Here is a 22805-nt window from a genome sequence, read left to right as displayed (position 1 = left end):
GTTCAGGGAGTCTGACATCAAGAGCGCGGTAGCCTTTTTTAATATTTCATTCTCCATTTCAATGCGTTGTAGCTTTTTCCTCAGCTTACGTATTTCGATTTGTTCTGGTGTTATCGGAGAGGCTTTTGGTGTTTTGCCCTGACGCTCATCACGCAGTTGTTTGACCCATCTTGTCATTGTGGAAAGGCCAACATCCATAGCTTTGGCGGCATCTGCCACCGTGTATTTCTGGTCAACAACCAGTTGAGCGGATTCGCGTTTAAACTCTGCGCTAAAATTTCTTTTTTTCATTGGAGCACCTGTGTTGTTCTGAGGTGAGCATATCACCTCTGTTCAGGTGGCCAAATTCAGTGTGCCACTTCACGAATGGCTGGAGCTGGAAGGCGCGAAAGATCTTGATGACGCACTCTCTCTGCTGACCATTCTTTACCACCACGTACCGTCGGTCACATCGATGCCGGTCTACCTGGGGCAACTGGATGCGTTGTTGCAACCGTATGTTAGACTTCTAACACAAGACGAGATCGATGTTCGAATAAAACGTTTCTGGCGTTACCTCGACAGAACCCTGCCAGGCGCCTTTATGCACGCCAATATCGGCCCGTCTGATTCGCCCATTACCCGCGCGATCTTACGTGCAGACGCAGAGTTGAAGCAGGTTTCACCGAACCTGACCTTTATCTACGATCCTGAAATCACCCCTGATGACCTGCTGCTGGAAGTGGCGAAGAACATCTGTGAATGTAGCAAACCGCACATCGCCAACGGTCCGGTGCATGATAAAATTTTCACAAAAGGGGGCTACGGGATTGTGAGCTGTTACAACTCACTGCCGCTGGCGGGTGGTGGCAGCACGCTGGTACGCCTTAACCTGAAAGCCATTGCCGAGCGCAGCGAATCGCTGGATGACTTCTTTACGCGCACTCTACCGCACTACTGCCCGCAGCAGATCGCCATCATCGATGCGCGGTGTGAATTCCTCTATCAACAATCACACTTCTTTGAGAATAGCTTCCTGGTGAAAGAAGGGCTGATTAACCCTGAACGTTTTGTGCCAATGTTTGGCATGTATGGGCTGGCGGAAGCGGTTAACTTGCTGTGTGAGAAAGAAGGGATTGCCGCGCGCTACGGTAAAGAAGCCGCCGCAAATGAAGTGGGTTATCGCATCAGCGCGCAACTGGCGGAGTTTGTCGCCAATACCCCCGTGAAATATGGCTGGCAAAAACGCGCCATGTTACACGCACAGTCGGGGATCAGTTCCGATATCGGCACCACGCCGGGCGCGCGTTTGCCGTATGGCGATGAGCCAGATCCGATCATCCATCTGCAAACTGTCGCCCCGCATCATGCTTATTATTATTCCGGCATCAGCGACATTCTGACGCTCGACGAAACCATCAAACGTAATCCGCAGGCGCTGGTACAGCTTTGCCTCGGTGCCTTTAAAGCCGGAATGCGTGAATTTACCGCCAATGTCAGCGGTAACGATCTGGTTCGCGTTACCGGTTATATGGTGCGTTTGCCGGATTTAGAAAAATATCGCGCCGAAGGTTCACGCACCAACACCACCTGGCTGGGCGAAGAAGCCACACGCAACACTCGTATTCTGGAACGCCAGCCGCGCGTGATAAGCCATGAACAGCAGATGCGCTTTAGTCAGTAAGATTATCCCCTTCTCCTGCGTTGACGGGCCAGGCAGTCGTCTGGCTCTGTTTCTGCAGGGCTGCAATCTGCGCTGAAAAAACTGTCACAATCCGTGGACGATGGAACGCTGCAATGATTGCGGAGAGTGCGTGCCACAGTGTCCGCATCAGGCGTTGCAGATTGTTGACGGCAAAGTGCTGTGGAACGCTGTGGTCTGCGAGCAGTGTGATACCTGCCTGAAGATGTGTCCGCAACATGCCACGCCAATGGCGCAATCCATGAGCGTGGACGAAGTGCTTAGCCATGTCCGCAAAGCGGTGCTGTTTATTGAAGGGATAACGGTAAGCGGCGGCGAAGCCACGACCCAACTGCCGTTTGTAGTGGCGCTGTTTACTGCTATCAAAAACGATCCGCAACTGCGCCACCTCACCTGCCTGGTGGACAGTAACGGCATGTTGAGCGAAACCGGCTGGGAAAAATTACTCCCGGTGTGTGACGGCGCAATGCTCGATCTCAAAGCGTGGGGGAGCGAATGTCATCAACACTTAACCGGACGCGATAATCAGCAGATTAAGCGCAGCATCTGTTTGCTTGCAGAGCGCGGCAAGCTGGCAGAACTGCGTTTGCTGGTAATTCCAGACCAGGTGGATTATTTGCATCACATCGATGAGCTGGCGACGTTTATCAAGAGACTTGGCGATGTTCCGGTTCGCCTGAATGCGTTTCATGCCCACGGCGTGTATGGCGAGGCGCAAAGCTGGGCGAGCGCCACGCCGGAAGACGTTGAGCCGTTGGCTGATGCGTTAAAGGTGCGCGGGGTGAGCCGGTTGATATTTCCGGCGCTCTATTTGTGACATGCCGGATACGGCCTACGGTTCGGCATAGACTTGTAGGCATGATAAGACGCGACAAGCGTCGCATCAGGCATTGTGCGCCAACTGCCGGATGCGGCGTGAACGCCTTATCCGGCCTATGGTTCGGCACAAACCTGTAGGCATGATAAGACGCGACAAGCGTCGCATCAGGCATTATGCGCCGACTGCCGGATGCTGCCTACGAAGGGTAAACTACCCACTAACGCTAAACAACGCATACGTATTATTAAGCAACACTTCGGCAATCTCATCTTCTGGTTCCGGGCGCAACTCGCAAAGCACGTCAAACACCCGCACAGCCTGTTCCGGTCGGTTAGGCTGCCCCTGAAAGCCGTTGAGCGGCATATCCGGCGCGTCGGTTTCCAGCAACAACGATGCCAGCGGTAATTTTGCGATGACATCGCGGGTTTTACTGGCGCGTGGATAGGTGATAGTACCGCCTACGCCGATTTTGTAGCCCAGCTGTACAAACCGCTCGGCCTGTTGCAGGCTGCCGGAAAAACCGTGAACCACGCCAGTGCGCGATAAATCGTGTCGTTTAAGATGCATCGCCAGTTTGTCGTGTGTGCGCCGTGAATGCAGGATCACCGGCAGATCGTAGCGTTTCGCCAGTTTCAGCTGTTCGTCGAGTAACCACTGCTGCCTCTCAAGTTGCGGATCGTCGCCGAAGAGATCCAGACCGACCTCCCCCACTGCCACCACCTTCGCCGGACGCCTTTCCAGCGCCTGCTGTAGCTGCTCAAGAGACACATCGCTATGTTTTTCCAACATACCTGGATGCAAGCCCAATGCGGCATACAGCGGTTGATATTTTTCCGCTAACGCCTGCACACGGGCAAAATTTTCCGCCTCTGTCGCCGGAACAATGATCTTGCCTACGCCCGCTTGTGCCACGCGTTGCAGGCTGGCCTCTTCATCGCCACTAAACGGCGGGAAATCAAAATGGCAGTGGGTGTCGATAAAACGGCAAATCAAGCCAGATCCTCATTGTTAAATGTCGGGTCGTTCGCCTGCGGAGCGTCAATCACTTCGGCAACCAGCGTATCGTTGGCGACTGGCGCAGGCGGAATAACGATCGATTCCGGCGTCACCACTGGCACCAGATGGCGGGTAAGCGGCGCTTTTTCAGTTAATAGCTTGCCAACCGTGGCGAGGAAATAACGACCGCATAAACGCCCAAGTTTATAGTCTTCACGCAGCGCCGGAATCCGACTGCCAAGCGCGATACTATGTAATGGCTTCGGCGGATAAATTTCGAATATCCGCAGATTGCCCGGTGGTTTCTCAATAAATTGCTGAATGTCACGATAGCTGGTTTCATGATGCTGCACCAGATTGACCAGCGGCTGCAGGCTACTGTCACCCAGCCAGCGTTCCATGCGTTTGAACCACTGCGGCGTGTAGTACATTTGTGACGGCACAGTGCGAATGACGACCAACGTTTTAGCGCCCTGCCTTGCCGCCTCTTTAACCGGAATCGCATCACTGATCCCGCCATCCAGGTAGTTAATGCCTTCCAGCGACACTCCGCTACGATAAAAGCCAGGTATCGCACTGGAGGCGCGAATCACATCCAGCCAGTTTTGTTTGGTTGGTAAAAAGTAATTAGGCGCGTAGTCATCCTGACGACAGGCGCACATATAAAACGATTTGCCGCTGTCAAACAACCGCGCGGCGGTATCCATTTGCAACGGCATCTGGCTTGCGGTGGCCTCCACCAGCCAGTCGAGATCGATAAGATTTCCTCCACGGACAAAGCGCAATGGATCGAAAAATTCGCGTTTTGTGGTATAGCGCATGATGACTTTGCGCGCGTAACCGGGCTGATTGCAGATAAACGCCGAGAGGTTCTGCGCCCCGGCAGATGTGCCGAGATAAAGATCGAAAGGATTAAACTGCGCGCGCATAAACTCATCCAGCACGCCAGCCGTGAAAATTCCACGCTGTCCGCCGCCTTCGCACACCAGAGCTATTCGTCCAGGCTGGAACGGCCTTAGCGACAACGGCGCAATATTACCAAGCGTTACAGGTATTCGCTGCCCCACCTCTGCCTTCCTGTTTTTGTTGTGAAAGAATGACAAAGTAACGCAATTTATTATTCGCTAAAACCGCAAAAGCCAGTCCGCTGGACTGGCTTTGGATAAAATTTTCTTAATGGTCTGAAATCTAGGGTCGTTTTCGGCCCATGAACAAACTCACCAGGAACAGAATAATCCCGACGACAAAGACAATTTTAGCTGCGCCTGCAGCGGTACCGGCCAAACCACCAAACCCAAGTGCGGCGGCGATTAACGCGATAACCAGAAATATGATGCCCCAACGAAACATAAGCGTCTCCTTTACCATAGTTAATGTCACCGCTTGATATGAGCGTGAAAATCACTCAATGCGATATTTTTAGTGTGGTGCACATCGCGCTCCCGACAAAGTTCGGGAGGACGAATTACGACGAATTACTTAGTTTTCAGATCATTTTTAACGCTTTTCACACCATCTACCGCTTTGGCGATACTTTCAGCACGGTCACTTTGTGCCTGAGAATCTACGGTACCGGAGAGCTGAACCACGCCGTCGGTGGTTTCAACTTTCACATGACGGGAAGGGACGATATCGTCCGCCAGCAGTTTGGCTTTGATTTCACTGGTGGTGGCGGTGTCACCCGCGTAGCCCTTCACCGAGCCTTCTTTAGCGTCGCGAACGTGCAGTTTGTCGCTGACAGAGGTCACCCCTTCAACGCCTTTCGCCACTTTCACTGCCTCTTCGGCCTGAGCCTGGCTTTCAACGAAACCGCTCAGGGTCACGACTTTTTGCTCGGTTTTGACAGAGATATCGGTGCTCTTGATGTTGTCATGATCCACCAGCGCCGCCTTCACTTTCGCGGTGATGGCGCTGTCATCCATGAAATTACCGACTTTATTCATAGAGCTATCGACTTTTTGCCCTGCGCTTTCATTGGTAGTCTGTGCGTTGTTTTCCGCGTAGGCAGAGCCGGTCGCGACGGCAGAGGTCAACATTACAGCCAGCAGAGTTTTCGAAATCTTCAGTCTTGTCATAGTCATCGATTTATTCCTGTATGTTTGCTCGTAATTTGAGCCTGGCAACACGAGGTTGCATTGCTGAATAGGGAGAGACTTCACCCTCTACAGAAGTCAATGGTCGCCATCACAAAAGCGATGGGTGATGAATAACGACCATTACAGCCTCTAAATCAGTTATTAATATCGGTAGAATGACAATCGACGGCTTTAGATACTGATATCTACGCATTGAACGGTATTTAACGCCGTCAGAAATGTCATTACTTTGTTAAATATAGATCACAATTTTGAAACCGCTCGTGATATCAGCGAAAACATAAGCAAAAGTGAATGTTTTAAGAACATTCCGTAAGCGGCTAATAAGGAAGGGAAATTGACAGGGCGCAGCGGCTACCGCGCCCTGGAGGCAAGAATTAATGCTCGCGGGTCTGGTGGAACTGAACGTCGGGATAACGTTCCTGCGCCAGGCGCAGGTTGACCATGCTGGTAGCGATGTAAGCGAGGTTATCGCCGCCATCAAGCGCCAGTTGGCTTTCGTTCTTACGCTTGAACTCTTCGAATTTCTTCGCGTCCGCACATTCTACCCAGCGGGCAGTGGCAACGTTGACTGATTCATATACTGCTTCAACGTTGTATTCGCTCTTCAGGCGCGATACCACCACATCAAACTGCAGCACACCAACAGCACCAACGATCAAATCGTTGTTGGAGATCGGACGGAACACCTGCACCGCGCCCTCTTCGGAAAGCTGTACCAGCCCTTTGAGCAGCTGTTTTTGCTTCAGCGGATCTTTCAGGCGGATACGACGGAACAGTTCTGGTGCGAAGTTCGGAATACCGGTGAACTTCATCATCTCACCCTGGGTAAAGGTGTCGCCGATCTGAATAGTGCCGTGGTTGTGCAGGCCGAGGATATCGCCCGGATACGCTTCTTCAACGTGCGAACGGTCGCCCGCCATAAAGGTCAGCGCGTCGGAGATAACCACATCTTTCGCAGTACGCACCTGGCGCAGCTTCATGCCTTTTTCATATTTACCGGATACTACGCGCATAAACGCCACGCGGTCGCGATGTTTCGGGTCCATATTGGCCTGAATTTTAAATACGAAGCCGGTAAATTTGTCTTCGCTCGCCTCTACGGTACGGGTATCAGTCTGACGCGGCATCGGCGCAGGGGCCCACTCCACCAGGCCATCCAGCATATGATCAACGCCGAAGTTACCCAGCGCAGTACCGAAGAATACCGGAGTGATTTCGCCCGCAAGGAACAGTTCTTTGTCGAACTCGTTAGACGCGCCTTTCACCAGTTCCAGTTCGTCACGTAGCTGCTGTGCCAGATCTTCACCAACCGCAGCGTCGAGATCCGGGTTATTCAGCCCTTTAACAATACGGACTTCCTGAATCGTGTGGCCTTTACCGCTCTGATAAAGATAGGTTTCGTCTTTATAAAGGTGGTAAACGCCTTTAAACAGCTTGCCGCAGCCAATCGGCCAGGTGATCGGTGCGCAGCCGATTTTCAGCTCGTTCTCAACTTCATCGAGCAGTTCCATCGGGTCGCGGATATCACGGTCAAGTTTGTTCATAAAGGTGAGGATCGGCGTGTCGCGCAGACGGGTAACTTCCATCAGCTTACGGGTACGATCTTCAACACCTTTTGCAGCGTCGATAACCATCAGGCAGCAGTCCACCGCTGTCAGGGTACGATAGGTATCTTCCGAGAAGTCTTCGTGCCCCGGGGTGTCTAGCAGGTTAACCAGGCAATCGTGATACGGAAACTGCATCACAGACGTAGTAATGGAGATCCCACGCTGCTTTTCCATCTCCATCCAGTCCGACTTAGCGTGCTGGTTGGAACCACGGCCTTTTACTGTACCAGCGGTCTGAATGGCCTGTCCGAACAGCAGCACCTTCTCGGTGATGGTAGTTTTACCGGCGTCCGGGTGAGAAATAATGGCAAAAGTGCGGCGCTTCGCCACCTCTTGCAAATAAGGAGACAACGTCATAATTCTTTCTTCTTGAGTAAGCGGCATCGCGCCGCGCTTGTTGAAAACGAAAAATTGCGGCTATTTTACCCATCAACGGGGGGGAGGCAATCTGTGTTTACACAGGAGCTGCTCCAGTTCGTGCAACGATGAAACGGTCCAGGTGGGCGCGATGCCTTCTGGTTGCTCGCGATGGTGCGCATTCAGCCAGCAAGTCGCAAGCCCGGCGTTGATGCCACCGAGAATATCGGACTCGGCTGTGTCGCCAACCATCAGCACGCGTGAACGGTCAGGATTGCCCGCCAGTTCCAGCGCATAATCGAAAATTTTCTTATTCGGTTTGGCAATGCCAACTTCTTCGGAAATCACCAGCAAATCAAAGTAATCACGCAGGCCCGTCCGTTCCAGACGCACTTGCTGCAAGGCGCTAAAACCGTTGGTGATGATGCCGATTTTAGCGTTGCCACGAATGGCGTTAAGCAGAGAAACCGCGCCCGGCAGCGGCGTGCAGATTTCCGCCATCGCATTAATAAAGGCATCGTTAAGCAAGCCTGCTTCAACTTTCAGCCGTTCGGCCCAGCTCTCGAAACGCCCGTGCTGAAGCTGTAATGAAGTGATCGCGCCGTTTTGATAATCCACCCACAGTGGCTTGTTAACGGCCTGATAGTCCTGAAAATCTTCAGCGGTAAAGGTGACGCTGTAATCAAGAAACATCCGCTGCAGGCCGGTGAATGAGTCAAAGGTAAACAGCGTTTCATCGGCATCAAAGAAAATCCAGTCCCACTTCATTATTCCACCTTGTCTTACATACTGATTGGCAACGCCATGATGATGGCGTCTTCGCGACCGTCCGTGGTGGGGTAGTAATTGCGGCGAATCGTCGCCTCGTTAAAGCCTAAACTTTCGTACAGGGCAATGGCGGCAGCGTTTGAAGCACGGACTTCCAGCCATAGTGTCGCCACGCCGCGTTTTTCCAGTTCGTCGATCAGATGTTTCAGCAGCACCCTTCCCAATCCCTGACGCTGATAGTCAGGATCGACCACAATATTGAACAATGTAGCTTCATCCAGCACCACTTGCGTAATCGCAAACGCCGCCATTTTGCCGTTTTGCGTTAACTGAAAGTTGAGATAACGCTCGCCCTGGTTGCTGGCAAAGGTTTTTTCACTCCACGGAAAGGCGTGGGCGCGTTGTTCAATGTGGTAAGCCGCTGGTAAATCAGTCGTTTCGAGGGAAGAAATCGTGTTCATATGTGCAAATCTGTTGCCATAACGCGGCGCGTGCCGTTGGGTTTGCCCGTAATTCGGTGAGCGCCGGTGATGCCACCTGAGCGCCTTCCAGTGATAGCGGTTCGTCAGTACCCAACCGCCAGCTGTTGCAGCGACTGCCTTGCGGCAGCATCGCGATTTTTTCTGGCGTCAGTTGCAGCACTTGATCGGGGCTGACGGTTAATGCGCGCAGAACATCGCTCACTAAAGGATCGGTCAGGGCGGGAAGATCGTTTGCCACCATCACCAGACGGACGTGTGCCGGGATCGCAATGGCAATCTCCCCCTGCAACGCGCCAGGGCGACGCAGCGACCACTGGGTAATGCCCAGTTGCTGTAACTGCCAGTCTCGTCGGGATGTCATAGCGAATCGCTCCTGTTGTCAGGGGCGCAAATATAGCAAATTCGTCGATACCGCGCCAACATATGGCTATAATCGCCGCCAGTATCAATTGAGGAGCATTCCATGTCTGCATTTACCCCGGCAAGTGAAGTCTTGCTGCGTCACAGTGATGATTTCGAACAAAGCCGTATTCTGTTTGCCGGAGACTTACAGGATGACCTGCCCGCGCGTTTAGATACCGCGGCCAGCCGTGCTCATACCCAGCAATTCCACCACTGGCAGGTATTAAGCCGCCAGATGGGGGATAACGCCCGTTTCAGTCTGGTCGCCACGGTGGATGACGTCGCAGATTGCGATACGCTGATTTACTACTGGCCGAAGAACAAACCGGAAGCCCAGTTCCAGTTGATGAATTTACTTTCTCTGCTGCCAGTGGGGACAGATATTTTTGTCGTTGGCGAGAACCGCAGCGGCGTGCGCAGCGCCGAGCAGATGCTGGCAGATTATGCGCCGTTGAATAAAGTCGACAGCGCTCGTCGCTGTGGCCTCTATTTTGGTCGTCTGGAAAAACAGCCGGTATTTGATGCCGATAAATTCTGGGGCGAATACAGCGTCGATGGCCTGACGGTCAAAACGCTGCCTGGCGTGTTTAGCCGCGACGGTCTGGATGTCGGTAGCCAGTTGCTGCTCTCGACGTTAACTCCGCACACGAAAGGTAAAGTGCTGGATGTCGGCTGTGGCGCGGGGGTGCTTTCAGTTGCCTTTGCGCGCCATTCGCCGAAAATTCGTCTCACCTTGTGCGATGTCTCTGCGCCAGCGGTAGAAGCCAGCCGCGCAACACTTGCGGCCAACTGTGTTGAAGGTGAAGTCTTTGCCAGCAACGTCTTTTCCGAGGTGAAAGGTCGTTTTGATATGATCATCTCCAACCCGCCGTTCCACGATGGGATGCAAACCAGCCTGAATGCGGCGCAAACGCTGATTCGCGGCGCGGTGCGTCATCTTAATAGTGGCGGCGAGCTGCGAATTGTAGCGAACGCCTTCCTGCCTTATCCGGACGTGCTGGATGAGACATTTGGCTTCCATGAAGTGATTGCGCAAACCGGGCGTTTCAAGGTATATCGCGCCATTATGACCCGCCAGGCGAAAAAAGGTTAAGTATCCCGCCGCAAGCCTTGCCGGATGCGGCGTAAACGCCTTATCCGACCTACAATACCTGCACGTTAGCCCTTCGTAGGCCAGATAAGACGCGCCAGCGTCGCATCTGGCATCTGCCCCCGCATGCCTACCAAACCTGCACGCTAGTTTCCTGATGGACATTTTTCCAGCAATTACACCTCCGGCGATAATTAACTATTGACGAAAAGCTGAAAACCACTAGAATGCGCCTCCGTGGTAGCAATTCTTTTTAAGAATTGATGGTATGCGAAGGTGGCGGAATTGGTAGACGCGCTAGCTTCAGGTGTTAGTGTCCTTACGGACGTGGGGGTTCAAGTCCCCCCCCTCGCACCAATTATCTTTACTTCCTTTCTTGTTTCTTCCTTGATTTTTCATCCCTGATTCAAATTCATTATCATCAGCATGATGGCAGCAATAAGCGCCAGGCACGATGGTAGCAAAACGTAATGCCGTAACTGTTTGTGATACAGCATCACCGGCGTCAATACTAATCCCATCAGAATGACAATCCGCCACTGATCCGGCGATAAATCCGCATACATCAGCCCTGCAATCAGCAATCCCGGCAGCAACACTCCCCAGCCACTGCCCAGCGTACGTTGCAACATGGTTTCATCTCTTTCATTGATAATGATAACCAATATCATATGATAATTTTTATCATTTGCAAGCCAGAGAAATCCCTTGCTATCGGGTAAACCTATCGCTAGGATTAGCAATCATTATCATTTAGATTACTATCCCGATTATGGCCTATCGTTCCGCACCGCTCTATGAAGATATCATCTGGCGAACGCATCTCCAGCCGCAGGATGCTGGGCTTGCACAAGCCGTACGTGCGACGATCGCCAAACATCGTGAACATTTGCTCGAGTTTATCCGCCTGGATGAACCCGCTCCGCTTAACGCCATGACGCTGGCGCAATGGTCATCACCGAATGCGCTAAGTTCTCTACTCGCGGTCTATTCCGATCATATCTATCGCAACCAACCAACGATGATCCGCGAGAACAAACCGCTGATCTCACTATGGGCACAATGGTATATCGGCCTGATGGTGCCACCATTAATGCTGGCGCTACTGACGCAGGAAAAGGCATTAGATGTGTCGCCGGAACATTTCCATGCTGAGTTTCACGAAACCGGACGCGTCGCCTGTTTCTGGGTCGATGTGTGTGAAGATAAAAACGCAACACCACATTCGCCGCAGCAGCGAATGGAAACGTTAATCAGCCAGGCGCTGGTTCCGGTTGTGCAGGCACTAGAAGCGACCGGAGAGATCAACGGCAAACTTATCTGGAGTAATACCGGTTATTTGATCAACTGGTATCTCACTGAGATGAAGCAACTGCTCGGCGAGGCGACGGTTGAATCGCTGCGCCATGCCCTCTTTTTTGAGAAAACGCTCACGAACGGTGAAGATAATCCACTCTGGCGTACCGTCGTGCTGCGCGATGGCCTGCTGGTGCGCCGAACCTGCTGCCAGCGTTATCGCTTACCGGATGTGCAGCAATGTGGCGATTGTACGCTGAAATGAAAGCACTGCCGGGGAAGTAAACCCGGCATCATGCGGATTAATAGGGATGCAACACATTACTTGCTTCGCAATGCCGCATACATAACAGAATATCTGCGGCCTCCAACAACCCTGCATCAGAACTGACGCCCAGTTTCGACATCACATTAAATTTATGTGCACGGATCGTTTTGATATTGCGTTTAAGCTGCTCGGCAATTTGTGTCATTGAGTAGCCACGCGACATAAAGCGCAATATTTCTCTCTCCGTCGGGCTTAGCGTCCGGCTTTGGTTAATGTACCACTGATTGTTCAGTCGGTCGGTCGCCTGACGTACACCATTTAATGACAAAAAGAGTTCCTGATGAAAAATCTCCAGCGTTGACGCTTTACTTAATACACCGTCCAGCGGTGATGGCGACAATGAACCAATCAGCCGAGCTTCAATATCATCATCCGCAATAACTAAACGCCGGGTACGCGGAAACTTAATCGCCAGTTCAGTCAGGCAAGATAATCCCTCTCTGCGCTCACTTCTCATGGCAGAAAAAGAAAAATGACCGCCGCAAATGAGATCCGCGACATGGCATCCTGAAATGACTCCTGACTGGTATAGGTATGGAGCTTATAAGGGTTACCCGCAAACTTTCTGAATAAACTCTCAATACCGATACTGCTCATGACGCATTTTTCTATGAGTGCGACATTTCTCTTCTTAATTCGGCTGTGTTCCATTCTGCGGCATCTCCATAAACAGAAGGCAAGTTAAGTTCTCTTGCACCCTGCGCGCTATTTATCCATGCATACATTTCAGCGTTGCTGTGAATTGCCAGTCGACGCATCGCACTGTTTTTTTGGGCGCTGATAGTTTTATTACTTTTCTTAAGCAACGAAACTATCTGGTTGATGCCCCATCCTTTACCTAATAGCCGCAGTACCTTGCGCTCTGAAAGAGTGAGAATGACGGAGCGATAGCTAAAATCATGAGTTTCATTCATTGCCGGAGAGGTCAGCATGGCGCTGATACGCTCTGCGTGCGTATTGCCGGAACGTACGGTCTTGACCAGATTCTCAATGGGTTCAACATCAGACAATAACGTCGCCGTAGGGCACATGAGCAATTCTACTGCCTGGGAATACCAGGAGCGTGACACCATGAAAACCCAGTGAATTTCCCGATATTGTGAGATTAAAGAATAATAATGTTCACAAACAGAACGTGGATCTTCACTTTCACCGGCTAAATCAGCAATGACTAATCCGGAACGACGTAATTGTAATAAGGTAAGGTCCTCCGCAGAGGCGCTGGATATTATTTCATATTCAGGGAAGTGAGTCCTCATGACCTCTTTTAACCCTGCTTGCATAACAGGTATTTTACTGATAACAATTCCATTTTTGCAGCATCCTGGCAACATATTTCCTCCACATCCACTGTCTAAAAATCATGATGGTTTATTCAGGATATTCATTCCTTAAATGTTTCCAGCAAATTAATAGATTAAGCGAATAAATTATCCTTAGCATTCACTTTCATATCAGCATACTCCTGCTGCACAACAACTCCACTGCATGTGTCAGAAGGTTAGCATCAAATGATAACCTGGTGAAATAGCCTGGAGACATTTAAAATATCTACATTAAGTTGTTAGGAATACTTAATGAAAAACAGAAATCACATTCATTTAATTTATAATTAAATGATATCCCTTCCCGCAGAATGAAAAATCACACAACCAATATTTATTCAATGAAATCTGATGGTTTTAACTTGTTAACATTAAAAAACGTGCCCGGTTATCTATTATCCTGATTCGTAAAGGCCAAACAATAAATTCATTATAGTGAGAATATTCATGTGATAGTTTGTTTGCGGCGAGAGATAATTCGCTTTTTATCACCGAGCTTGTCCCGATAACCAGGATTAATCAGCGCAATTTTGATCTTAACCTACCGCAAAACAACCGTGCTTCATGATACAAATGGATTCTCATTATCTGAACAATACGCAGCACGTCTATGACAAAGGGCGAGTTATGCAAACTGAGCAACAGCGAGCCGTAACACGGCTTTGTATCCAGTGTGGATTATTTCTTTTGCAACATGGTGCGGAAAGCGCGTTGGTTGATGAGCTTTCCTCACGACTGGGTCGGGCGTTGGGGATGGACAGCGTCGAAAGTTCTATCTCTTCGAACGCCATAGTGCTGACAACCATTAAAGATGGGCAATGCCTGACATCGACACGTAAAAATCACGATCGCGGCATTAATATGCATGTGGTGACTGAAGTCCAGCACATTGTGATTCTGGCGGAGCACCATCTGCTGGATTACAAAGGCGTAGAGAAACGATTTAGCCAAATTCAGCCATTACGTTACCCAAGATGGCTGGTAGCCTTAATGGTTGGCCTTTCTTGCGCCTGTTTCTGCAAACTCAATAAAGGTGGCTGGGATGGTGCCGTCATCACCTTCTTTGCCAGTACGGCCGCGATGTATATCCGCCAGCTGCTGGCACAACGTCATCTTCATCCGCAGATCAACTTTTGCCTCACCGCTTTCGCCGCCACCACCATTTCCGGATTGCTTTTGCAACTTCCCACTTTCAGCAATACACCCACTATCGCGATGGCCGCCAGCGTTCTGCTGCTGGTGCCGGGATTTCCGTTGATTAATGCCGTCGCCGATATGTTTAAAGGCCACATCAATACCGGACTGGCACGCTGGGCGATCGCCAGTCTGCTGACACTGGCTACCTGCGTCGGCGTGGTGATGGCACTGACGATTTGGGGGCTACGCGGATGGGTGTGATCGAGTTTCTGTTTGCATTGGCGCAGGATATGATCCTCGCCGCCATTCCAGCGGTCGGCTTTGCGATGGTGTTCAACGTTCCCGTTCGGGCATTACGCTGGTGTGCGCTGCTTGGCGCGATTGGTCATGGTTCACGAATGATCTTAATGACCAGCGGGCTGAATATTGAGTGGTCAACCTTTATGGCCTCCATGCTGGTCGGCACCATTGGTATTCAATGGTCGCGCTGGTATCTGGCGCATCCGAAAGTGTTTACCGTGGCGGCTGTTATCCCTATGTTCCCGGGCATATCGGCTTATACCGCAATGATTTCGGCGGTAAAAATCAGCCAGTTAGGTTACAGCGAACCGTTGATGATTACCCTGTTAACCAACTTTCTTACAGCTTCATCGATTGTTGGTGCGTTATCCATCGGTCTTTCCATTCCTGGATTATGGTTGTACCGCAAGCGCCCTCGCGTATAAAATTGCCTCGCTTAAAGCACACGGATGAGAGACAGCCTCCTCTCCTCCGTGTGTTACTATAAAAGTTATCTCCCTTCTCGTTCATCGTTCCATATTTGAGAAACAGTATGTCTTCCAGAGTTTTGACCCCGGACGTCGTTGGTATTGACGCCCTGGTACACGATCACCAAACCGTTCTGGCAAAAGCTGAAGGCGGTGTGGTTGCCGTATTTGCTAACAATGCCCCGGCGTTTTATGCCGTCACGCCTGCACGCCTGGCTGAACTGCTGGCGCTGGAAGAAAAGCTGGCGCGTCCGGGAAGCGATGTCGCTCTGGACGATCAACTCTATCAGGAACCGCAAGCCGCTCCCGTTGCTGTACCCATGGGGAAATTCGCCATGTATCCGGACTGGCAACCCGATGCCGATTTTATCCGCCTGGCGGCGCTATGGGGTGTGGCACTAAGAGAGCCGGTGACCACCGAAGAACTGGCCTCATTCATTGCCTACTGGCAGGCGGAAGGTAAAGTCTTTCACCATGTGCAGTGGCAACAAAAACTGGCGCGCAGCCTGCAAATCGGTCGTGCCAGCAACGGCGGACTGCCGAAACGAGATGTGAATACGGTCAGCGAACCTGACAGTCAAATTCCACCAGGATTCAGAGGGTAACGATGAAAAACGTTGGCGACCTGATGCAACGCCTGCAAAAAATGATGCCTGCCCATATCAAACCTGCATTCAAAACGGGTGAAGAACTACTGGCCTGGCAGAAAGAACAAGGAGCGATCCGCTCCGCCGCTCTCGAACGTGAAAATCGGGCGATGAAAATGCAGCGCACCTTTAACCGCTCCGGTATTCGGCCACTGCATCAGAACTGCTCCTTTGAGAACTATCGCGTTGAGTGTGAAGGGCAGATGAATGCGTTAAGCAAAGCGCGCCAGTACGTCGAAGAGTTTGACGGCAACATCGCCAGCTTCATCTTTTCTGGTAAGCCAGGAACCGGCAAAAACCATCTGGCGGCGGCAATCTGCAACGAGCTGCTGCTACGCGGTAAATCCGTATTGATCATCACCGTGGCCGATATTATGTCGGCGATGAAAGATACCTTCAGGAATAGCGGTACCAGTGAAGAACAACTGCTTAACGATCTGAGCAACGTTGATCTGCTGGTGATCGATGAGATCGGCGTGCAGACCGAATCGAAATACGAAAAAGTGATCATCAACCAGATCGTCGATCGCCGCTCTTCTTCCAAACGCCCAACCGGGATGCTGACCAACAGTAATATGGAAGAGATGACCAAGTTGCTGGGCGAACGCGTGATGGACCGTATGCGCCTGGGTAACAGTTTGTGGGTGATCTTCAACTGGGATAGCTACCGTAGCCGGGTAACAGGTAAAGAGTATTAATCCCCGTTTCTGGCGGTATACTGCGACACAATTCCACCTTGAGTAATGATGATGAAAACTGTTAAACATCTTCTGTGCTGTGCCATTGCCGCCAGCACATTAATTCCCACCGGGGTGCATGCTGCGTCCTGGAAAGATGCGCTCTCCAGCGCCGCCAGCGAACTTGGCAACCAAAACAGCACGACACAGGAAGGCGGTTGGTCGCTCGCGTCATTAACTAACTTGCTTAGCAGCGGGAACCAGGCCTTAAGCGCAGATAACATGAACAACGCCGCAGGCATTCTGCAATACTGCGCGAAGCAAAAGCTGGCGTCGGTAACCGATGCCGAAAACATCAAGAACCAGGTGCTGGAAAAGCTGGGCCTGAACAGTGAAGAGCAAAAAGAAGACACCAACTATCTGGATGGCATTCAGGGTTTGCTGAAAACCAAAGATGGTCAGCAACTCAATCTGGATAACATCGGAACGACTCCGCTGGCAGAAAAGGTGAAAACCAAAGCCTGCGATCTGGTGTTAAAGCAGGGGCTGAACTTCATTTCCTGAACCGCGAAACGCCGCGTTTTAGCTGTTACCCGGCTGACGCGGCTCTCTCCTGCCCTTTTCCCTGCTTCTGGACGGTTTTCCCCCTGTTACACGGGAAGCGACCGCGATCAAAAAAGTCTGTTTATAAACTAATTCCTAACAACATCGCATTTTTTTGACACTAGAATTGCAGCAATATGGCGACGCCATTACATTGTTCTTCTCAAAAAGCTTAAACGTTGGCTAAACGGCCCGGTTTAGTGAGGATCGCCCGTTGTCAGAACTACTCTCTTTCGCCCTTTTTCTCGCCTCTGTGCTGATTTACGCATGGAAAGCGGGACGTAACACCTGGTGGTTTGCAGCCACATTAACGGTGCTGGGGCTATTTGTCGTTTTAAATATCACCCTGTTTGCCAGCGACTATTTTACTGGCGATGGTATTAACGACGCGGTTCTCTATACCTTAACCAACAGCCTGACCGGTGCTGGCGTCAGCAAATACATCCTGCCGGGTATCGGCATTGTGCTGGGGCTGACAGCGGTGTTCGGTGCGCTGGGCTGGATCCTGCGCCATCGTCGCCATCATCCGCACCATTTTGGTTACAGCCTGCTGGCGCTCTTACTGGCGCTGGGTTCGGTGGACGCCAGCCCGGCATTTCGTCAGATAACGGAACTGGTGAAATCCCAGTCACGCGATGGCGACCCGGACTTTGCGGCTTATTATAAAGAGCCGTCGAAAACTATCCCTGACCCGAAACTCAACCTGGTTTATATCTACGGCGAAAGTCTCGAGCGGACCTATTTTGATAACGAAGCTTTCCCGGATCTCACGCCTGAACTGGGCGCGTTGAAAAATGAAGGCCTGGATTTCAGCCACACGCAGCAGCTACCAGGAACGGATTACACGATTGCGGGCATGGTGGCTTCTCAGTGCGGCATACCGCTGTTTGCCCCCTTTGAAGGCAACGCCTCCGCCTCTGTCTCCAGCTTCTTCCCGCAGAACATCTGTCTGGGCGATATCCTGAAAAACTCGGGTTATCAGAACTATTTCGTGCAGGGCGCGAATCTGCGTTTTGCCGGTAAAGATGTGTTCCTGAAGTCGCATGGCTTCGACCACTTATACGGCTCAGAAGAGCTGAAAAGCGTGGTGGCCGACCCGCACTATCGCAACGACTGGGGATTCTACGACGATACCGTTCTCGATGAAGCGTGGAAAAAGTTTGAAGAGCTTTCCCGCTCAGGTCAGCGATTCTCACTGTTTACCCTGACAGTCGATACCCATCACCCGGATGGTTTTATCTCGCGTACCTGTAACCGCAAAAAATATGATTTTGACGGTAAGCCGAACCAGTCATTCAGCGCGGTAAGTTGCAGCCAGGAGAATATCGCGGCGTTTATCAACAAAATCAAAGCGTCACCGTGGTTTAAAGATACCGTCATCGTCGTCTCTTCTGACCATTTAGCGATGAACAACACGGCGTGGAAATACCTCAATAAGCAGGATCGCAATAACCTGTTTTTTGTCATTCGTGGCGACAAGCCGCAGCAAGAGACGCTGGCAGTGAAGCGTAACACGATGGATAACGGCGCGACGGTGCTGGACATTCTCGGTGGCGATAACTATCTCGGACTTGGTCGTAGCAGTTTATCCGGGCAGTCGATGTCGGAAATCTTCCTCAATATCAAAGAGAAAACATTGGCGTGGAAGCCGGATATCATCCGCCTGTGGAAATTCCCTAAAGAGATGAAAGAGTTCACCATCGACCAGCAGAAAAACATGATTGCCTTCTCGGGTAGCCATTTCCGTTTGCCGCTGCTGTTGCGGGTTTCAGACAAACGCGTGGAACCGCTGCCGGAAAGCGAATACTCAGCACCGCTGCGTTTCCAGCTGGCCGATTTCGCTCCACGCGACAATTTCGTCTGGGTTGACCGTTGCTATAAGATGGCACAACTCTGGGCTCCGGAACTGGCACTCTCCACCGACTGGTGTGTCTCGCAAGGGCAGCTTGGCGGTCAGCAAATTGTTCAGCATGTTGACAAAACAACATGGCAGGGCAAAACGGCATTTAAAGATACGGTCATCGACATGGCGCGTTATAAAGGCAATGTCGATACGCTGAAAATTGTTGATAACGATATTCGCTACAAAGCCGACAGTTTCATCTTCAACGTCGCCGGTGCGCCAGAAGAGGTGAAACAGTTTAGTGGGATTTCCCGTCCAGAGTCGTGGGGCCGCTGGTCCAACGCGCAGCTGGGCGATGAAGTAAAAATCGAGTACAAGCATCCGCTGCCAAAGAAATTTGACCTGGTGATTACCGCCAAAGCATACGGCAATAACGCCAGCCGTCCTATTCCGGTACGCGTAGGTAATGAAGAACAAACCCTTGTGCTGGGCAATGAAGTGACCACCACCACACTGCATTTCGATAACCCAACCGATGCCGACACACTGGTAATTGTGCCGCCGGAACCTGTCTCAACCAACGAAGGGAATATCCTCGGACACTCGCCGCGTAAGCTCGGGATCGGCATGGTGGAAATTAAAGTGGTGGAACGTGAAGGATAATTCCTGACTGATGTGTAGGTCGCATAAGGTGCGACCTACACACCTTCTGCGGCCTACAAAACATCATTGAGAAACAGAAAAAAACAGCGCCCAACACTTCCCCGGACGCTGCATGGCAACTTTAATAATCTCGCCTTATCAGAAAGTAATTACACCCTTAATCAACTCACGATTGTTAATCACATCGCGCTCGTAGGTTTCTGCCAGCGTGGCGAACGGATAGCGATGGGTTAACATCATGTCAGCAGTGATTTTTCCTTCCGCCATCAGTCGACCGACTTTAGCAAAATCTTCCGGCGTGGCGTTGCGGCTACCCATCATCGTCGTTTCTTTTTTATGGAATTCCGGATCGGAGAACTGCAACTCACCTTTAAACAGGCCGACAAATACCACCGTGCCGCCGTGACGAATCAAATTCACGGTGTTATTCATCGCATGTTGATTACCTGTCGCGTCGATCACTTTCTGCGCCAGCGAACCACCAAACTGCGCCCGTAGCTGCGCGTCAAAATCTTCGGCTGACGGGTCCAGTAAAGGTAATTCCAGACGCGTTGCCACATGTTCACGGCGCGCCGGACTGGTATCCGCCACCACCACCTGTGCGCCATCGGCTTTAGCGATTGCCGCCGCGCCCAGACCGATTGGCCCCGCCCCGACCACCAGCACCTGCTCGCCGGGAGCAATGGCTGCGCGACGCACCGCATGAGCGCTAATAGCGAAAGGTTCAATCAATGCTGCCGCCTGCGGGTCAATACCGTCTGCGGGCAAAATGTTCGCCACCGGCACGCTCAAATACTCACTAAAACCGCCATCCTGATGCACGCCAATGACTGAAATTTTTTCACAGCAATTGGTACGCCCGCTTTTACACGCCGGGCATTGCTGACAGGCAACATAAGGGATCACAGCAACTTGCTGACCATTTTTAAGATCAGCAATATTTTTACCCAGCCTAACAATCTCCCCACATATTTCATGGCCTAAAACACGTGGATAACTAAAAAATGGTTGATTTCCACCCCAGGCATGAATATCTGTACCGCAAATCCCGACAGACTTAATTTTTATTAATGCTTCATTGTCACCCGGAATAGGTATCTCGCGTTGTTTCCAGACTAATTCTTTCGGCTGCTGGCAAATTAAAACATTCATCGTAGACATGATTCGGCTCTCCATTTTTTGTTGCCTTAGATATCAATGAAAATGAAAAATGGCAGCGGAACGGAAAATCTGTTTTGTGAAAACACACGCATAAAAATGTTTTAAATCGGGTTTTAATGGACTCACAAGGAGGAAAATATGAGTCGTTCACAAAATTTACGCCACAATGTGATTAACCAGGTCATTGATGATATGGCGCGGGGTCATATCCCTTCCCCACTTCCATCGCAAAGTGCGCTGGCGGAAATGTACAACATCAGCCGCACCACAGTGCGTCATATTCTCAGCCATTTACGCGAATGCGGCGTCTTGACGCAGGTTGGAAACGACTATGTTATTGCGCGTAAACCTGACCACGATGACGGTTTCGCCTGTACTACCGCTTCAATGAGTGAACAAAACAAAGTGTTTGAGCAGGCTTTTTTCACGCTGATAAACCAGCGCCAGTTACGCCCAGGGGAAACTTTTTCTGAACTGCAACTGGCTCGGGCCGCGGGTGTCAGCCCGGTGGTTGTAAGAGAATATCTTTTAAAATTCGGCCGTTATAATCTTATTCAAAGCGAAAAGCGCGGCCAGTGGAGCATGAAGCAATTCGATCAATCCTACGCCGAGCAGCTGTTTGAGCTACGCGAAATGCTCGAAACACATTCACTTCAGCACTTTCTCAACCTGCCTGATCATGATCCCCGCTGGCTGCAGGCGAAAACCATGCTCGAACGTCATCGGCTACTGCGTGACAACATCGGCAATAGCTTTCGCATGTTCTCGCAACTTGACAGAGATTTTCACTCCTTACTGCTTTCAGCTGCCGACAATATCTTTTTTGATCAATCGCTTGAGAGCATCTCAGTCATCTTTCATTTTCACTATCAATGGGACGAAAGCGATCTTAAACAGCGCAATATCATTGCCGTCGATGAGCATATGACCATTCTCAGCGCTCTGATTTGCCGCAGTGACCTCGATGCCACCCTTGCGCTCCGTAACCATTTGAATTCAGCTAAACAATCAATGATTCGATCCATTAATGAGAACACGCGTTATGCTCATTAAGTACGGATTAAAAACAGCAAACTATTAGCGAGTGCACGGTTTTATCAAAAGATAAATACCGGGAAATTCCCGCTTACCTATGCTCACAATCAGTCGACTAAAAATGTTTTTGTGAGCGGTAGTAAAGTCCTAAAACTTTAACCTGCCGTTAATGTCAACCTTGCGTAATGCACAATTACGTAAACAATTAAAATTATAAATACAGGAGTCCGGCGTGGAAAAAGAAAATATCACCATCGATCCGCGTTCTTCATTTACTCCATCTTCGTCGGCAGATATTCCCGTGCCACCAGATGGATTAGTTCAACGCAGTACCCGAATTAAACGCATTCAAACCACCGCCATGTTGTTATTATTTTTTGCGGCGGTAATCAATTATCTCGACCGCAGTTCGCTGTCGGTAGCAAATTTAACGATTCGTGAAGAATTGGGATTAAGTGCCACCGAAATCGGCGCTTTGCTCTCCGTGTTTTCACTCGCTTACGGGATTGCGCAACTTCCTTGCGGCCCACTATTGGATCGTAAAGGCCCACGCCTGATGCTGGGACTGGGGATGTTCTTCTGGTCACTGTTCCAGGCAATGTCTGGCATGGTGCACAACTTTACGCAGTTCGTGTTGGTGCGTATCGGTATGGGGATTGGTGAAGCGCCGATGAACCCATGCGGTGTAAAAGTCATTAACGACTGGGGTAATGACTCCAACTTACTGATAGTGTTTTATGTTCAGATAATGCCCGATGACCTTGTCATGCAGCTCCACTGATTTTGAGAACGACAGTGACTTCCGTCCCAGCCTTGCCAGATGTTGTCTCAGATTCAGATTATGTCGCTCAATGCGCTGAGTGTAACGCTTGCTGATAACGTGCAGCTTTCCCTTCAGGCGTGATTCATACTGCGGCCAGCCATCCGTCATCCATACCACGACCTCAAAGGCCGACAGCAGGCTCAGAAGACGCTCCAGTGTGGCCAGAGTGCGTTCACCGAAGACGTGCGCCACAACCGT

The 22805-nt window shown here is 50.8% G+C and carries 21 protein-coding genes, 1 tRNA gene and 5 pseudogenes; 13 read left to right on the top strand and 14 right to left on the bottom strand.

Going from position 1 to position 22805, the window contains the following annotated elements; all coding sequences use genetic code 11:
• Nucleotides 1-291 (bottom strand): annotated as a pseudogene (locus BGK49_RS19655) (transposase); the annotation flags it as partial.
• 70 nt (nt 292-361) lie between these two features.
• On the opposite strand from BGK49_RS19655, the pseudogene BGK49_RS19650 reads away from it, so the two are divergent.
• A pseudogene (locus BGK49_RS19650) lies at nt 362-1663 on the top strand (YjjI family glycine radical enzyme); the annotation flags it as partial.
• Nucleotides 1635-2498: pseudogene (locus BGK49_RS19645) on the top strand (YjjW family glycine radical enzyme activase). The pseudogenes BGK49_RS19650 and BGK49_RS19645, both read left to right, overlap by 29 nt.
• A gap of 213 nt (nt 2499-2711) precedes the next feature.
• Here the strand turns inward: BGK49_RS19645 and BGK49_RS19640 are convergent.
• The 8 genes from BGK49_RS19640 to holD form a co-directional block, all read right to left on the bottom strand.
• Nucleotides 2712-3494, bottom strand: a complete 783-nt coding sequence (locus tag BGK49_RS19640; RefSeq protein ID WP_000563087.1) for a metal-dependent hydrolase — start codon at nt 3492-3494, stop codon at nt 2712-2714.
• Nucleotides 3491-4564, bottom strand: a complete 1074-nt coding sequence (locus BGK49_RS19635; RefSeq protein WP_005025109.1) for a patatin-like phospholipase family protein — start codon at nt 4562-4564, stop codon at nt 3491-3493. Before BGK49_RS19635 ends, BGK49_RS19640 begins: the two co-directional genes overlap by 4 nt.
• A gap of 121 nt (nt 4565-4685) precedes the next feature.
• Nucleotides 4686-4847, bottom strand: a complete 162-nt coding sequence (locus BGK49_RS19630; protein ID WP_000490275.1) for a DUF1328 domain-containing protein — start codon at nt 4845-4847, stop codon at nt 4686-4688.
• Between the two features lie 125 nt (nt 4848-4972).
• Nucleotides 4973-5578, bottom strand: coding sequence for a molecular chaperone OsmY (osmY, locus tag BGK49_RS19625; protein WP_005025113.1), 606 nt, complete (start codon nt 5576-5578; stop codon nt 4973-4975).
• A gap of 392 nt (nt 5579-5970) precedes the next feature.
• The gene (gene prfC, locus BGK49_RS19620) at nt 5971-7560 is read right to left on the bottom strand and encodes a peptide chain release factor 3 (protein ID WP_000175943.1); all 1590 of its coding nucleotides are present in this window, start codon (nt 7558-7560) and stop codon (nt 5971-5973) included.
• 72 nt (nt 7561-7632) lie between these two features.
• The gene (yjjG, locus tag BGK49_RS19615; protein ID WP_000870696.1) at nt 7633-8328 is read right to left on the bottom strand and encodes a pyrimidine 5'-nucleotidase; all 696 of its coding nucleotides are present in this window, start codon (nt 8326-8328) and stop codon (nt 7633-7635) included.
• A gap of 14 nt (nt 8329-8342) precedes the next feature.
• Nucleotides 8343-8789, bottom strand: coding sequence for a ribosomal protein S18-alanine N-acetyltransferase (gene rimI / locus BGK49_RS19610; RefSeq protein WP_001092469.1), 447 nt, complete (start codon nt 8787-8789; stop codon nt 8343-8345).
• Complete coding sequence (holD, locus tag BGK49_RS19605) at nt 8758-9171, bottom strand: DNA polymerase III subunit psi (RefSeq protein WP_000204018.1); 414 nt, start codon at nt 9169-9171, stop codon at nt 8758-8760. Before holD ends, rimI begins: the two co-directional genes overlap by 32 nt.
• Before the next feature lie 102 nt (nt 9172-9273).
• Here holD and rsmC point away from each other — a divergent pair, with 102 nt between their 5' ends.
• Together rsmC and BGK49_RS19595 are read left to right on the top strand one after the other, a co-directional pair.
• Nucleotides 9274-10305: a 16S rRNA (guanine(1207)-N(2))-methyltransferase RsmC gene (gene rsmC / locus BGK49_RS19600; RefSeq protein WP_001272343.1), complete on the top strand. Its 1032-nt coding sequence runs from the start codon at nt 9274-9276 to the stop codon at nt 10303-10305.
• A 267-nt stretch (nt 10306-10572) separates the two neighbouring features.
• Nucleotides 10573-10659, top strand: a tRNA-Leu gene (locus tag BGK49_RS19595).
• Between the two features lie 38 nt (nt 10660-10697).
• Here the strand turns inward: BGK49_RS19595 and BGK49_RS19590 are convergent.
• A complete protein-coding gene (locus BGK49_RS19590) occupies nt 10698-10934 on the bottom strand; it encodes a DUF1435 domain-containing protein (protein WP_001403902.1) in 237 nt (78 codons plus the stop codon).
• A 140-nt stretch (nt 10935-11074) separates the two neighbouring features.
• Between BGK49_RS19590 and fhuF the strand changes: the two genes are divergently transcribed.
• Nucleotides 11075-11863, top strand: a complete 789-nt coding sequence (gene fhuF, locus BGK49_RS19585) for a siderophore-iron reductase FhuF (protein ID WP_000331559.1) — start codon at nt 11075-11077, stop codon at nt 11861-11863.
• Nucleotides 11864-11900: 37 nt separating this feature from the next.
• Here fhuF and bglJ read toward each other — a convergent pair.
• Nucleotides 11901-12577: pseudogene (gene bglJ, locus BGK49_RS19580) on the bottom strand (DNA-binding transcriptional activator BglJ).
• On the bottom strand, nt 12535-13260 hold the full coding sequence (locus BGK49_RS19575) for a helix-turn-helix domain-containing protein (RefSeq protein ID WP_000936632.1): 726 nt from the start codon (nt 13258-13260) through the stop codon (nt 12535-12537). The pseudogene bglJ and the gene BGK49_RS19575 overlap by 43 nt, the downstream one beginning before the upstream one ends.
• A 618-nt stretch (nt 13261-13878) precedes the next feature.
• Here BGK49_RS19575 and BGK49_RS19570 point away from each other — a divergent pair.
• The 6 genes from BGK49_RS19570 (at nt 13879) to opgB (ending at nt 19588) form a co-directional block, all read left to right on the top strand.
• Complete coding sequence (locus tag BGK49_RS19570; RefSeq protein WP_001340933.1) at nt 13879-14649, top strand: threonine/serine exporter family protein; 771 nt, start codon at nt 13879-13881, stop codon at nt 14647-14649.
• On the top strand, nt 14640-15113 hold the full coding sequence (locus BGK49_RS19565; RefSeq protein ID WP_000538176.1) for a threonine/serine exporter: 474 nt from the start codon (nt 14640-14642) through the stop codon (nt 15111-15113). Before BGK49_RS19570 ends, BGK49_RS19565 begins: the two co-directional genes overlap by 10 nt.
• Nucleotides 15114-15220: 107 nt before the next feature.
• Complete coding sequence (dnaT, locus tag BGK49_RS19560) at nt 15221-15760, top strand: primosomal protein DnaT (protein ID WP_000098818.1); 540 nt, start codon at nt 15221-15223, stop codon at nt 15758-15760.
• A gap of 2 nt (nt 15761-15762) precedes the next feature.
• Entirely contained in the window at nt 15763-16500 is a 738-nt protein-coding gene (gene dnaC, locus BGK49_RS19555) for a DNA replication protein DnaC (protein ID WP_000799911.1), read from the top strand.
• 48 nt (nt 16501-16548) lie between these two features.
• Nucleotides 16549-17043, top strand: coding sequence for a DUF2501 domain-containing protein YjjA (gene yjjA, locus BGK49_RS19550; protein ID WP_077897534.1), 495 nt, complete (start codon nt 16549-16551; stop codon nt 17041-17043).
• Nucleotides 17044-17296: 253 nt separating this feature from the next.
• Nucleotides 17297-19588 carry a phosphatidylglycerol--membrane-oligosaccharide glycerophosphotransferase gene (gene opgB, locus BGK49_RS19545; protein WP_001292641.1) on the top strand — a complete coding sequence of 764 codons (2292 nt, stop codon included), beginning with the start codon at nt 17297-17299 and terminating at the stop codon, nt 19586-19588.
• A 138-nt stretch (nt 19589-19726) separates the two neighbouring features.
• Here opgB and lgoD read toward each other — a convergent pair whose 3' ends face one another.
• Nucleotides 19727-20749 (bottom strand): L-galactonate oxidoreductase, encoded by a 1023-nt coding sequence (gene lgoD, locus BGK49_RS19540; RefSeq protein ID WP_000106047.1) that lies wholly within the window; start codon nt 20747-20749, stop codon nt 19727-19729.
• A gap of 138 nt (nt 20750-20887) precedes the next feature.
• Here lgoD and BGK49_RS19535 point away from each other — a divergent pair, with 138 nt between their 5' ends.
• Together BGK49_RS19535 and BGK49_RS19530 are read left to right on the top strand one after the other, a co-directional pair.
• A complete protein-coding gene (locus BGK49_RS19535; protein WP_000091567.1) occupies nt 20888-21802 on the top strand; it encodes a GntR family transcriptional regulator in 915 nt (304 codons plus the stop codon).
• A gap of 214 nt (nt 21803-22016) precedes the next feature.
• Nucleotides 22017-22496: pseudogene (locus tag BGK49_RS19530) on the top strand (MFS transporter); the annotation flags it as partial.
• Nucleotides 22497-22505: 9 nt separating this feature from the next.
• On the opposite strand, the gene BGK49_RS19525 reads toward BGK49_RS19530, so the two are convergent.
• The coding region (locus tag BGK49_RS19525; protein ID WP_069375675.1) for an IS1 family transposase at nt 22506-22805 on the bottom strand (300 nt) is incomplete at its 5' end.

This window comes from Shigella sp. FC1544, from assembly GCF_001722145.1.
GTDB lineage: Bacteria > Pseudomonadota > Gammaproteobacteria > Enterobacterales > Enterobacteriaceae > Escherichia > Escherichia coli.
The sequence above is the reverse complement of the archived record's forward strand: the minus strand, read 5'-3'. Positions and strand labels throughout refer to the sequence as shown.